The organism is Sinorhizobium prairiense (assembly GCF_029201645.2).
Classification (GTDB): domain Bacteria; phylum Pseudomonadota; class Alphaproteobacteria; order Rhizobiales; family Rhizobiaceae; genus Sinorhizobium; species Sinorhizobium meliloti_A.
Genome location: NZ_CP104131.1, coordinates 3,235,441 through 3,248,276, shown reverse-complemented (window position 1 = coordinate 3,248,276; position 12,836 = coordinate 3,235,441). Strand labels below are relative to the sequence as shown.

The 12,836-nt window shown below is 63.3% G+C and carries 8 protein-coding genes and 1 pseudogene; 4 read left to right on the top strand and 5 right to left on the bottom strand.

Annotated elements, in window-relative coordinates:
* Window positions 1–120: 120 nt before the first annotated feature.
* Window positions 121–1,311, bottom strand: coding sequence for an MFS transporter (locus tag N0Q91_RS18235; RefSeq protein WP_275597125.1), 1,191 nt, complete (start codon window positions 1,309–1,311; stop codon window positions 121–123).
* A gap of 72 nt (window positions 1,312–1,383) precedes the next feature.
* A pseudogene (locus tag N0Q91_RS18230) lies at window positions 1,384–2,180 on the bottom strand (DeoR/GlpR family DNA-binding transcription regulator).
* A 253-nt stretch (window positions 2,181–2,433) separates the two neighbouring features.
* On the opposite strand from N0Q91_RS18230, the gene N0Q91_RS18225 reads away from it, so the two are divergent.
* The 3 genes from N0Q91_RS18225 (at window position 2,434) to N0Q91_RS18215 (ending at window position 4,791) form a co-directional block, all read left to right on the top strand.
* Complete coding sequence (locus tag N0Q91_RS18225) at window positions 2,434–3,207, top strand: amino acid ABC transporter substrate-binding protein (RefSeq protein ID WP_018097439.1); 774 nt, start codon at window positions 2,434–2,436, stop codon at window positions 3,205–3,207.
* Window positions 3,208–3,352: 145 nt separating this feature from the next.
* On the top strand, window positions 3,353–4,033 hold the full coding sequence (locus N0Q91_RS18220) for an amino acid ABC transporter permease (RefSeq protein ID WP_003535752.1): 681 nt from the start codon (window positions 3,353–3,355) through the stop codon (window positions 4,031–4,033).
* Window positions 4,030–4,791 carry an amino acid ABC transporter ATP-binding protein gene (locus N0Q91_RS18215; protein WP_275597124.1) on the top strand — a complete coding sequence of 254 codons (762 nt, stop codon included), beginning with the start codon at window positions 4,030–4,032 and terminating at the stop codon, window positions 4,789–4,791. The genes N0Q91_RS18220 and N0Q91_RS18215 overlap by 4 nt, the downstream gene beginning before the upstream one ends.
* A 15-nt stretch (window positions 4,792–4,806) precedes the next feature.
* Here N0Q91_RS18215 and pyc read toward each other — a convergent pair whose 3' ends face one another.
* Window positions 4,807–8,265: a pyruvate carboxylase gene (pyc, locus tag N0Q91_RS18210; RefSeq protein WP_275597123.1), complete on the bottom strand. Its 3,459-nt coding sequence runs from the start codon at window positions 8,263–8,265 to the stop codon at window positions 4,807–4,809.
* Between the two features lie 131 nt (window positions 8,266–8,396).
* A complete protein-coding gene (locus N0Q91_RS18205; RefSeq protein ID WP_003535227.1) occupies window positions 8,397–9,137 on the bottom strand; it encodes a helix-turn-helix transcriptional regulator in 741 nt (246 codons plus the stop codon).
* A 378-nt stretch (window positions 9,138–9,515) separates the two neighbouring features.
* On the opposite strand from N0Q91_RS18205, the gene N0Q91_RS18200 reads away from it, so the two are divergent.
* Complete coding sequence (locus N0Q91_RS18200; protein WP_018098745.1) at window positions 9,516–11,273, top strand: glucan ABC transporter ATP-binding protein/ permease; 1,758 nt, start codon at window positions 9,516–9,518, stop codon at window positions 11,271–11,273.
* Between the two features lie 193 nt (window positions 11,274–11,466).
* Here N0Q91_RS18200 and N0Q91_RS18195 read toward each other — a convergent pair whose 3' ends face one another.
* Window positions 11,467–12,624: an OpgC family protein gene (locus N0Q91_RS18195; RefSeq protein ID WP_018098744.1), complete on the bottom strand. Its 1,158-nt coding sequence runs from the start codon at window positions 12,622–12,624 to the stop codon at window positions 11,467–11,469.
* Between the last annotated feature and the right edge of the window lie 212 nt (window positions 12,625–12,836).

The following is a 12,836-nucleotide window of genomic DNA, read 5'->3' as shown; positions in this document are numbered from 1 at the left end:
TTTTCAGGTGGCGAAGGAACGCCCGCTTGTCAACGGCAACATCACGCGCTGACGGCGAATTGATGGCAGCGGCTACGCGAGCAGTCGCTTGCGCCAGTCTGCGCCCCGCCCGAAGGACGATCACCCCTTGCCATGATCCGCATGAACGGCGTGATGCGAAAGCAGCAGCACCACGAAGAACAGCACGGGGACACAGGCGAAGATGATCGCGAAGCCGCTGTGTTCCGCGATGAAGCCGATCAATGAGGGCGCAAACAGCATGCCGGAATAGCCCATGGTGGTCGCGACCGACAGCCCGATGCCCGGCTGCAGACCCGGCATATTGCCGGCGGCCGAAAAGGCGATCGGCACCATGTTGGAAATGCCGATGCCTGCAAGCGCAAAACCGAGGATCGCGAGAACGGCATTGGGAGCGAGACCGGCCAGCACCATGCCGAAGAGAGCGGTCACGGTGCAGATGCGCAGGGTCAGAGTGGCGCCGAGCCGGTCGCGCACGTGATCGCCGGCAAAGCGCATCGCCGCCATGGTCGCCGAGAAGGCCGCAAAACCGAAGCCTGAAAGCTCGACGGAGGCGCCGAGTTCATCCTTCAGATAAAGTGCACCCCAGTCGAGAACGGCACCCTCGGGCACCATCGAGAAAAGCGCCATGATGCCGATCAGCCAGGGCAGCGGTGTCATCGGCAGCCTGAGCTTCTCTTTGGTTGCCGCAGGATGCGGCCGGTCGGCAAGGATCATCGGCCAGGCAACCGCGAGTATCGCAAGGCACAGACAGGTGACGACGATCGCATGCGGCAGCACGCCGAAGCGGGCCATCAGAAAGCCGCCGATCCCGGCGCCGATCAGCCCGCCGAGGCTCCAATAGGCATGGCACGAGGACATGATTGCACGGCGCATCGACTTCTCGACCTCGACGGCATTGGCGTTCATGGCCACATCCATCGCGCCGACGAAGCCGCCGAGCAGGAACATGCCGAGTGCTGCCGTCCACAGATTCGGCAGAAGCGTCAGGAGGAGAAGCAGCGGTGAAAGGATGATCGCCGTGACCTTGACCACCTTCTGCGAGCCGAGACGGGCGATGAAGCCGCCGGCAATAGGCATCAGCACCAGCGAGCCGATGCCGAAACCGAGGATGAGAAGGCCGAGAACGCTCTCGCCGATGCCGAGGCGTTCCTTGAACTCCGGGATTTTCGGCGCCCAGCTTCCGGTGACGAAGCCGTTCATCAGAAACAGGAGAGACACGGCTAGCCGGTTTTTCGACATATAGCCCTGCCGGCCAACGGCTTTCTGGGCGGAATCTGTACGCTGATCCATGGGTTAACCTTCCGCTGCCGGATCGTCCGGCTCAATTGGTGATTTCGATGAGATTGCCGTCGGGATCGCGGATCACCGGATAGGCTCCTTCGCGAGAACGACGTTCGCCCCCCGCGCCGTGAAGGCCGCGACATGGGCTTCCGGCGCATCCGCCTCGAGAACGAGCGTGGAGGCACCGTCTATGGCGACCACCGGATGCGGCGCAGCGGTACCGAGCTTGTCGGTCGTGACGGCCGCAAGCAGGGCGCGGCTCCTGGAAGCGATCAGCCGCTTGAATTCCGCATCCTCGAAGTGGAACGCGGTCAGCCCTGCTTCGGCATCCGCACCGCAGGTTCCGAGTATCGCGAGATCGGGCCGCAAGAGCTCGGCATCGCGCTGCGCCCGCGCACCGACCGCCGCGCCGACAGCGCGGTTCAACGGCCCGCCCATCAGAATGACTTCGATGCCCGGCTTCTCCATCAAGGCCGCCGCGACCGGCGGCGTATTGGTGATGATCGTCGCGGGGAGGTCCGGTCCGATCGCCTGCGCAATCGCCAGATTGGCGGAGCCGGCGTCGAGGAACACGGTCATGCGCGGCCTTAGAAAGGCGACCGCGGCCCGCGCCAGCGCCGCCTTCCGTTCGGGCGCGCGCGATATCCGGGCCACGAGCGAGCCCGCGTCGGGCGCAACCGGCAACGCTCCGCCATAGACGCGCTCGCAAAGGCCGGCGGCGGCCATTTCGCGCAGGTCGCGGCGGATCGTGTCTTCCGACACGCCGAATTCGCGCGCGAGATCGGCCGCAAGCACCCGGCCCTCGGTTCTGAGCCTTTCCTGGATCAGACTCTTCTCTCTCGCAGCAGCAGATCGATGGACATCCTGAAACCGTGCATAATCGTGCATGAATCGATGGAAACGTGATTATCACTCCCGACCACGGCTTTCAATCCCGCCTGCCGCAAAACGGCAGACATGCAACGGAACATTTCACGCCGCAGCGTTTTCGGTGGGAATCGGCCATCTGAGGAAAAATCTTCATCGAAACCGTTCGGAATTGGTCTTTTATACGCTTGGAAACTGGCGGGTTTATGCGAAATTCGCTGCAATCCGGATGACGGGCCGGAGAACCAGAACTGGAAAACAACCATGAAACTCCTTCCGACGCTTTTTGCTGCCGCCCTCCTGCAACTCGCCGCCTTCGTTCCCGCTGAGGCGGGGCAGAACCTGGACGAGGTCAAGTCCGCAGGCGTGCTGAAGATCGGCACCGAGGGCACTTACGCCCCCTTCACCTATCATGACGCGAGCGGCGCTCTCGTCGGCTTCGACGTCGAGATCGGTCAGGAAGTCGCCAAACGCCTCGGCGTCAAGCCGGAATTCCTGGAAGGCAAGTGGGATGGCCTGATCGCCGGCCTCGACGCAAACCGTTACGACGCGGTCATCAACCAGGTCGGCATCACCGAGGAACGCAAGAAGAAATACGACTTCTCCGAACCCTATATCGCCTCCAAGGCGGTGCTGATCGTCCGCGGCGACGACGAGGAGATCAAGGACTTCGCCGACCTGAAGGGCAAGAAGTCGGCACAGTCGCTGACCAGCAACTTCGGCAAGCTCGCGCAAGCCTCGGGCGCAGAGCTCGTCGGAACCGACGGTTTCGACCAGTCGATCCAGCTCGTGCTGACGGGCCGGGCCGACGCGACCATCAATGACAGCCTTTCCTTCCTCGACTTCAAGAAGCAGAAGCCGGATGCGAATGTGAAGATCGCCGCCGAAAAGCCCGATGCCGATTATTCGGGCATCATCATCCGCAAGGGCGAGCCGGAGCTGCTCGAAGCGATCAACAAGGCGCTGGCCGAGATCAAGGCCGACGGCACCTATGAGAAGATCTCGCAGAAATATTTCGGCGCCGACGTTTCGAAATAGGGCCTGCGGAAGCGCGACCGGTCGAACAACCGCCCCGCTCTTCAAGTTGCACGGCATGTGGGCTTCACACCTTTCCCCATCCTGCTCATGAATCGCGATCCGTCCCGGCATCCGGGACGGATCGCGCGTTTTGAAAGGTTCTCCCTTGCCCCACTGGCTTCAACTGATGGCGGATTCGTTGCCGGCCCTGCTCTGGGCGGGGCTGATCTTCACGATCCCTCTAACGCTCCTCTCCTTCACCCTCGGCCTGGCTCTAGGCCTCGTCACCGCCGTCGTCCGGCTGTTTGCTCCCGCTCCTTTCGCGGCCGTGGCCCGGTTTTATGTGTGGGTGATCCGCGGCACGCCGCTGCTCGTGCAGCTCTTCGTCATCTTCTACGGCCTGCCGAGCATGGGCATACTGCTCGACGCCTTTCCCGCAGCGCTGATCGGCTTCACGCTCAATATCGGCGCCTACAGTTCCGAAATCATCCGCGCGGTGATCTCGTCGGTTCCGAGGGGGCAGTGGGAAGCGGCCTACTCGATCGGCATGAGCTGGAGCCAGGCGATGCGCCGGACGATCCTTCCGCAGGCGGGCCGCGTCGCTGTTCCGCCGCTGTCGAACACCTTCATCTCGCTCGTCAAGGACACCTCGCTCGCCGCCGCGATCACGGTGCCGGAGCTATTCCAGACGGCGCAGCGCATCGTCGCCACCAGTTATGAACCCTTGATCCTCTACATCGAAGCCGCCCTGATCTATCTTGTCATGAGTTCCGTCCTTTCGGCGCTGCAGGGGAAACTGGAGCAGCGCTTCGCCCGCTATGGCGGCTTCCTGGAGGCGCGCGCATGATCGAGCTCTCCCACATCGTCAAGCGCTTCGGCACCAACACCGTGCTGAACGACATCAGCGTCTCGCTCGCGGAAGGCAGCGTGACTGCGCTCGTTGGACCGTCCGGCGGCGGCAAGAGCACGCTGCTGCGCTGCGTCAACCTGTTGGAGATCCCGACGGCGGGGGCAATCCGCCTCGGCGACGACCGGCTCGAATTCGCGGAAGGCCGGAAGGTCGGCTGGCAGGCGATCCAGAGACTGCGCCGTCAGACGGGAATGGTGTTCCAGAACTTCCAGCTTTTCCCGCACCAGACGGCGATCGGCAATGTGATGGAAGGCCTCGTCACCGTCCTCAAGTGGCCGGCCGACCGGGCCCGCACCCGGGCGCTCGAGCTGCTGGAGAAGGTCGGCATGGCGCATAAGGCGGATGCCTGGCCGGCCACCCTATCCGGCGGCCAGCAGCAACGTGTCGCGATCGCCCGGGCACTTGCTCCCTCGCCGCGCGTGCTCCTTTGCGACGAGCCGACCTCGGCGCTGGATCCGGAACTGGCGGAAGAAGTGGTCGAGGTCCTGAGCCGCCTTGCGCGGGAAGGCACCACGATGGTCATGGCCACCCACGACCTTCGCCTCGCCTCCCGCGTCGCCGATCACGTCGTCTTCCTGGATGGCGGCGTCGTCGTCGAAAGCGGTCCCCCGCGCAAGATCTTCTCGACGCCGGAGCGCGAGCGGACGAAGCGATTCATCGCCTCCCTGAGCGCGCCGATGAGCTATGACATTTGAGGCATCGGGCGGTGCTTAACCCCCGAACACGACCAGCAGATCTTTCGCATCGATCTGATCGCCGGCCCTTACGAGCACCTCGGAAATCACCCCGTCCTTCTCGGCATGAAGCGCCGTCTCCATCTTCATCGCCTCGATCGAGAGCAGCACGTCGCCGGCCTTGACCGATTGGCCGGAGACCACCGCGACGGTCGAGATCACGCCCGGCATCGGCGCGCCGAGATGGGCGGCGTTGCCGGCTTCCGCCTTGCGGCGGACGGCGGCCGAGGCGCCGCGATTGCGGTCGGGTACCTTGATGGACCGCGGCTGACCGTTCATTTCGAAGAACATCTTGACCATGCCCTTCTCGTCGATCTCGCCCTGCGCCTGATTGAGGATGACGAGCGTCTTGCCCTTTTCGATGTCGGCGAAGAGTTCCTCACCCGGCGCCATGCCGTAGAAATAGGCGGGCGTCGGCAGCACGCTGACCGGGCCGTAGGTTTCGCAGGCTACCGCATAATCGGTGAAGACCTTCGGATACATGAGGTAGGAGGCGAACTCGAAATCGGTCACCTCACGGCCGAGCTTCTCCTCGATGCCCTTGCGCTCGGCGTCGAGATCCGCGTCTTCGAGCAGCGAGCCCGGACGCGCGTCATAGGGCTCTTCGCCCTTGAGCGCCTTCTTCTGCAGCGCCTCCGGCCAGCCGCCCGGCGGTTGGCCGAGATCGCCCTTGAGCATGGAGACGACCGATTCCGGGAAGGCGATGTCCTTGCCCGGATTCTCGACATCGGCGACCGTCAGATCCTGGGAGACCATCATCAGCGCCATGTCGCCGACGACCTTGGAAGACGGCGTCACCTTGACGATATCGCCGAACATCCGGTTGGCGTCGGCATAGGCCTGCGCCACCTCGTGCCAGCGGGTCTCGAGGCCGAGCGAGCGGGCCTGTTCCTTCAGATTGGTGAACTGGCCGCCCGGCATCTCGTGCAGATAGACTTCCGAAGCCGGTCCCTTGAGGTCGCTTTCGAAGGCCGCATATTGATGGCGTACCGCCTCCCAGTAGAAGGAGATGCGGCGGATCCATTCCGGATCGAGGCCCGGGTCGCGCTCCGAGCCGGACAGCGCCTCGACGATCGAGCCGAGGCAGGGCTGAGAGGTGTTGCCGGAGAGCGCGTCCATCGCCGCATCGACGATGTCGACGCCGGATTCGACCGCCGCGAGCACGGTGGCCGCCGCAATGCCCGAAGTGTCGTGGGTGTGGAAATGGATCGGCAGATCGGTCGCTTCCTTCAGCGCCTTGAACAGCACCCGGGCGGCGGCCGGCTTCAATAGCCCGGCCATGTCCTTGACGGCGATGATATGGGCGCCGGCCTTTTCCAGTTCGGCGGCGAGCGCCGTGTAGTATTTCAGGTCGTATTTCGGCCGGGCGGAATTGAGGATGTCGCCGGTATAGCAGATCGCCGCCTCGCAGATCCTGTCCTCCTCGGCCACCGCATCCATCGCGACGCGCATGTTCTCGACCCAGTTCAGGCAGTCGAAGACGCGGAAGACGTCGATGCCGCCTTTCGCGGCCTGGCGGACGAAATATTTGACGACATTGTCCGGATAGTTCTTGTAGCCGACGCCGTTGGCGCCGCGCAGAAGCATCTGCAGGAGCAGGTTCGGCGCACCTTCGCGCACCATCGCCAGCCGCTCCCACGGGTCCTCTGTCAGGAAGCGCATCGAGACGTCGAAGGTCGCGCCGCCCCAGCATTCGAGCGAGAAGAGGCTCGGCAGCGCCCGCGCATAGGTGCCGGCGATGCGGGCGATATCGTAGGTGCGCATGCGGGTGGCGAGCAGCGACTGGTGGCCGTCACGCATCGTCGTGTCGGTGATCAGCACCTCCGGCCGCGCCTTCACCCATTCGGCGAATTTCTTCGGACCGAGCTGATCGAGGCGCTGCTTCGTACCGGGCTTCACCTCGCCGCCGATGAACGGCACGACCGGCGCGGCGATATCGTCGGAGGGCTTCGGCCGGCCCTTGACTTCCGGATGGCCGTTGACGGTGACGTCGGCGAGGTAGGTGAGAAGCTTGGTGGCGCGGTCCTGCCGCTTGACCTGCTGGAACAATTCCGGCGTCGTGTCGATGAAGCGCGTCGTATAGCTGTTGTCCTGGAACTTCGGGTGGCTGATGATAGCCTCGAGGAAGGTGAGGTTGGTCGCCACGCCGCGGATGCGGAATTCTCTCAGCGCACGGATCATCCGCTGGATCGCTTCGCCCGGGTTCGGCGCCCAGGCGGTGACCTTCTCGAGCAGCGGATCGTAGTAACGGGTGATCACCGCCCCGGAATAGGCCGTGCCGCCGTCGAGGCGGATGCCGAAGCCGGTGGCGCCGCGATAGGCGGTGATGCGGCCATAATCCGGAATGAAGTTCTGCTCCGGGTCTTCCGTCGTGATGCGGCACTGCAGCGCATGGCCGTTGAGGCGGATGTCCTCCTGGCGCGGCACGCCCGATTCCGGCGCACCGATGGCGAAGCCGTCGAGGATGTGGATCTGCGCCTTGACGATGTCGATGCCGGTTACGACCTCGGTGACCGTATGCTCGACCTGGATGCGCGGATTGACCTCGATGAAGTAGAACTTGCCGGTGTCGGAATCCATCAGATACTCGACGGTGCCGGCGCCGATATAGTTGGTCGCCCGGGCGATCTTCAGCGAATAATCCGCGAGTTCCTGGCGCTGCGCATCATCGAGATAGGGCGCCGGCGCCCGCTCCACGACCTTCTGGTTGCGACGCTGGATCGAGCAGTCGCGCTCGAAAAGATGGACGACGTTGCCATGCGTGTCGCCGAGGACCTGGCTTTCGACGTGACGGGCACGCTCGACCAGCTTTTCGAGATAGACCTCGTCCTTGCCGAAGGCGGCCTTGGCCTCGCGCTTGGCCTCGGTCACCTCGCGGATCAGGTCCTTGGGGTCGCGGATCGCCCGCATGCCGCGGCCGCCGCCGCCCCAGGACGCCTTGAGCATGACCGGATAGCCGATCTCCTCGGCCAGTCGCTTGATCTCTTCCGGATCGTCCGGCAGAGGCTCGGTCGCCGGTACGACCGGAACGCCGATCGAGATCGCCAGGTTGCGGGCCGCGACCTTGTTGCCGAGCTGGCGCATCGTCTCCGGCTTGGGGCCGATGAAGGTGATGCCGTTCTGAGCGCAGGCTTCGGCGAATTCCGGGCTTTCGGAGAGCAGGCCATAGCCCGGGTGTATGGCGTCGGCGCCGGACAGCTTGGCGACGCGGATCACCTCGTCGATCGACAGGTAGCTCTCGATCGGGCCGAGGTCGCGGGGAAGGTGCGGTCCGCGCCCGACCTGATAACTCTCGTCCGCCTTGAAGCGGTGCAGCGCCAGCTTATCCTCCTCAGCCCATATCGCGACCGTTTTAAGCCCCAGCTCATTGGCCGCGCGGAAGACGCGGATGGCGATTTCGGAACGGTTGGCAACAAGGATCTTGGAAATGGACAAGTCGGACTCCTCATAGACTTGGACACGCGGGAATGCTGCACCCGCGAAAAGAACTATTAGCGAGTCAAGGAATGAAGCGCAATTTCAGATGCGACACGAATGCTGACCCATTCGGTCAGGAGCGCGGGTCGTCAGGAGATCAGTCCCAGGCGAAAGGCGATCGCCACGACGTGATGCCGGTTCTTCGCCTTCAACTTTTCCTGGATGCCGTTCATGTACCAGTCGACCGTGTGGCTGGAAATGTCGAGGACCTTGCCGATGTCGTTCGATGTCATGCCGTCGGCGAGATAGTGGAGCGCCTCCATTTCGCGCCGCGTCATCTGGACTTCGACGCGCGAGACGAGTTCCGCCATGATCTCCGGATCGGTGAGTTCGAGCAGCTTCCAGAACAGCCGCTTGGCGATGGCGTCGAAAAGGCTCAACTCCACCGGGCTCAGGTCGACCACCCGGCCGCCCACGGTCAGGTTGCCCATGAGGCCGCGCCGGCCGTGCACCGGAAAGATATAGCCGTCGAAGAGGCCGTGATTGCGGGCCTCGACCATCATGCTTTCCATGCGCTTGCGGTGCGGGTCCGAGCGGAAGGCCACGAGCGTGTCGCGCCAGCGGAAGCCGCGCTGGGCATGCCCGAGGAAGCGGATAGTCGGATCAATGACGACGTATTTCTTGCGGATGTAGATCTGCGGCCAGCCCTCCGGCCAGCGTCCGGCCAGAAGAAGTCTCAGCGGATTCTCGTGCGGTTTCGGCTGACGCACGATGCCGTAGAAGTCGAAACCGCACCGGTCGAGTAGCCGCTCGAACTCAGGCAGGATCTCCTCGCGCGTCTTCATCTCTTCCAGTAGCGCCAGAAACTGTACGAGCAACGTAATATTCATAGAGCATCCTCGAATCAAAAACGCGCCGCGCAACCCGCCAGGCCATATGAATACGCCGTTCAGAAGCCATTCATGTTGCAACCGCGATAATTCTTCATATCACGCCCGGTCTTGCAGGAAACCTGCAAAAACTCGGAGTCGAGGCATCAAGATAGCTAACGATGGATCATCCCGCCAACCCTCCCATGGTATCGGATGATCCTTCTCGCTGATCCGCCCCGTCTACCGCGTTTTTTGGGAAGAACGCAAAGGCCGTCACCCGCGGCTTTGCCGGCACGCAAGGTGGATGAAAATCATCTTGCCGTCGGTTCAAGACGCAACGCATCGCCGCATCGTGCCGTTGCGGCGCCAATTCCGATACCCGAAAGGGGTGAGACAGTGTCCTTGTTTCAGGTGTATGCAAGAGCGCTTCAGTATCTTGCTGTCCACAAGTTTCGCGTCGGGGCGATCGTCATAGCCAATATCGTCCTGGCTGCCATCACCATTGCGGAGCCGATTCTGTTCGGCCGAATCATCGACGCGATCTCCTCACAGAAGGACGTCGCGCCGATGCTGCTCCTGTGGGCGGGCTTCGGCGTCTTCAATACGATCGCCTTCGTGCTCGTTTCCCGCGAGGCGGACCGTCTCGCCCACGGTCGCCGCGCTTCGCTCCTGACCGAAGCCTTCGGCCGGATCGTCTCGATGCCTCTCTCCTGGCACAGCCAGCGCGGCACTTCGAATGCGCTGCACACGCTGCTGCGAGCCTGCGAGACGCTCTTCGGCCTCTGGCTCGAATTCATGCGGCAGCATCTGGCGACGGCAGTGGCGCTCGTGCTTCTCATTCCGACCGCCTTTGCCATGGACGTCCGTCTGTCGCTCATCCTCGTCGTGCTCGGTGCTGCCTATGTGATGATCAGCAAGGTCGTGATGAGCCGCACGAAGGAGGGTCAGGCTGCCGTCGAGGGCCATTACCACACGGTCTTCTCGCACGTGTCCGACTCGATCAGCAACGTTTCGGTGGTTCACAGCTACAACCGCATCGAAGCTGAAACGCGGGAGCTGAAGAAGTTCACGCAGCGCCTGCTGTCGGCCCAGTATCCGGTGCTCGACTGGTGGGCTCTGGCGAGCGGCCTCAACCGTATTGCCTCGACCATCTCGATGATGGCGATCCTCGTCATCGGCACCGTTCTGGTGCAGCGCGGCGAGCTCGGCGTCGGCGAGGTGATCGCTTTCATCGGCTTCGCCAATCTGCTGATCGGCCGCCTCGACCAGATGAAGGCCTTCGCCACCCAGATCTTCGAAGCGCGCGCCAAACTCGAAGATTTCTTCCAGCTCGAGGATTCCGTGCAGGACCGCGAGGAGCCGTCCGATGCCGGGGAACTGAAGGGCGTCGTCGGCGAGGTCGAATTCAAGGACATTTCCTTCGACTTCGCAAACTCCGCCCAAGGCGTGCGCAACGTCTCGTTCAAGGCCAAGGCCGGCCAGACAATCGCCATCGTCGGCCCGACCGGTGCCGGGAAGACCACGCTCGTCAACCTCCTGCAGCGGGTCCATGAGCCGAAGCACGGCCAGATCCTCATCGACGGCGTGGACATCGCGACCGTCACCCGCAAATCGCTGCGCCGGTCGATCGCCACGGTCTTCCAGGATGCCGGCCTCATGAACCGCTCGATCGGCGAAAATATCCGCCTCGGCCGTGACGACGCCTCTTTGGACGAGGTGATGGCAGCCGCCGAGGCCGCCGCCGCGAGCGACTTCATCGAGGACCGCCTCAACGGCTACGACACGGTCGTCGGCGAACGCGGCAACCGGCTGTCGGGCGGCGAACGCCAGCGCGTCGCGATTGCCCGCGCGATCCTGAAGAACGCGCCGATCCTTGTGCTCGACGAGGCGACCAGCGCGCTCGACGTCGAGACCGAGGCCCGCGTCAAGGATGCCATCGACGCCTTGCGCAAGGACCGGACGACCTTCATCATCGCCCACCGCCTGTCGACGGTGCGGGAAGCCGATCTGGTCATCTTCATGGATCAGGGCCGGATCGTGGAAATGGGCGGCTTCCATGAACTCAGCCAGAGCAACGGCCGCTTCGCGGCACTGCTTCGCGCCAGCGGTATCCTCACGGACGAGGATGTCCGCAAGAGCCTTACGGCAGCGTGATCGCCTCACCGGTCACCGGATGATCTACAACGAAATGCCCCGGATTCCGGGGCATTTCTATGTGACCGGGAAGGTCGCGACATCCGCGAGCGTCATGAGCGCAAGGGCAAATCATCCAACGATTGTGCGGTCTGTGATGACCGCCGCCGCGCCGGGAGGGGGCGACTCTCCTCCCGGCGTGCGGATAAGTCCCTCACGCCGCCTTCAGCGGCGGCGCCACGGAGACCTCCTTCAGCCATTCGAGGTAATAGGCATAGGCGAAGTGCAGGCCGATGCCGCCGATGACGAAGATCGTGCCGATGATCCGGTCCCGGTCGGTGACGAGAAGCAGCACCTGGCCCGCCATTGCGAGGATCGTCCCGAAAATGAAGACGGCAAGCGAATGGCGCCCGATCATCACCAGGGGGTGGTTGCTTCCGACCCGCGTCAGCCGGCTGAAGACGGGGACGGTTGCGAGAATATAGGCAAGCGCCAGCACATGCAGCAGCCGCGTCAGCGACAGGAAGGTCTTGTCGAAGCCGGTCAGCACCGCAGGCAGGCCGAAGGAGAGATCGATGTTCCACCAGGAAAACAGCACCCAGAAGGCGGAAATCGCGAGATAGGCGACGGAAAGGCCGAGAAGCCAGGGGCTCCGCGGGAGACTCCCGCCCCGCCGCACATGGCTCATGCACAGAATGCCGATCACGAACAGGAACTGCCAGGACCAGGGATTGAGGAACCAGTAGCCGTCGTCGAGAAAGTTATAGGGCACCATTTTGAAGCAGCCGGCAGCGAGCCAGAGCGTCGCGGAAAACGCGAACAGCAATCGGGGGCGCACGGCATTCAGCCACAGAAACCCGGGCAGCAGCAGGAACAGCACCGCATACATCGACAGAATGTTGTTGTAGCCGAGCTGGTGCCCGAGCAGCACCATGGCGACGATCCCTTGCTCCGTCTGCTCGACGATCGGCCGGATGTTGATCTCGCCGATCAGCTCCTGACGGCCGAAATAGAGGGCGCCGCCGGCGAAGATCGCAAGCGTCACCACGCTCGTCATGATGTGCGCGACATAGAGCGCCAGGGCGCGCCGCCATATCTTCAGCGTGAGGGCGAGCCGGCCGCCGGCCAGGAACTTGCCGGAATAGGCCGCCCCCACCGACAGGCCGGAAATCAGCACGAAGGCCTCCGCCGAATCGGAAAAGCCGAAGTTCTTGTGGGTCAGATATTCGAGATACTGGCCCGGTACATGGTTGACGAAGATGGTCAGCAGGCAAAGTGCCCGAAAAACGTCGAGGCGTGTGTCGCGCCCGGTCGGCATCGGAGGGGCGACCCCTCTCTGATCGTTGCCGCCCTCAAAGGTCTTCTGCAGCATGCGCGTTGATATCCGGGATTTGGCGCCCCGCCCCACCCCTGTTGAAACCGGCGCCGCCGTGCCGCCCCGATGCGGGCGGCGCCGACGCCATGAATGAATGGCGAACCTGACACGGCAAAGAAAAGCCGGCCTTGCCTCCGAGCGGGACGAGGAAATGTGTGTACCGTTTTGCGCCCTGCATTCCGCTCGACTTGTTGGATCGGATCACGATT

Coding starts and splice junctions, on each gene's coding strand:
- N0Q91_RS18235 (WP_275597125.1), bottom strand. CDS start 1,311: ATGGATCAGCGTACAGATTCCGCCCAGAAAGCCGTTGGCCGGCAGGGC.
- N0Q91_RS18225 (WP_018097439.1), top strand. CDS start 2,434: ATGAAACTCCTTCCGACGCTTTTTGCTGCCGCCCTCCTGCAACTCGCC.
- N0Q91_RS18215 (WP_275597124.1), top strand. CDS start 4,030: ATGATCGAGCTCTCCCACATCGTCAAGCGCTTCGGCACCAACACCGTG.
- N0Q91_RS18205 (WP_003535227.1), bottom strand. CDS start 9,137: ATGAATATTACGTTGCTCGTACAGTTTCTGGCGCTACTGGAAGAGATG.
- N0Q91_RS18195 (WP_018098744.1), bottom strand. CDS start 12,624: ATGCTGCAGAAGACCTTTGAGGGCGGCAACGATCAGAGAGGGGTCGCC.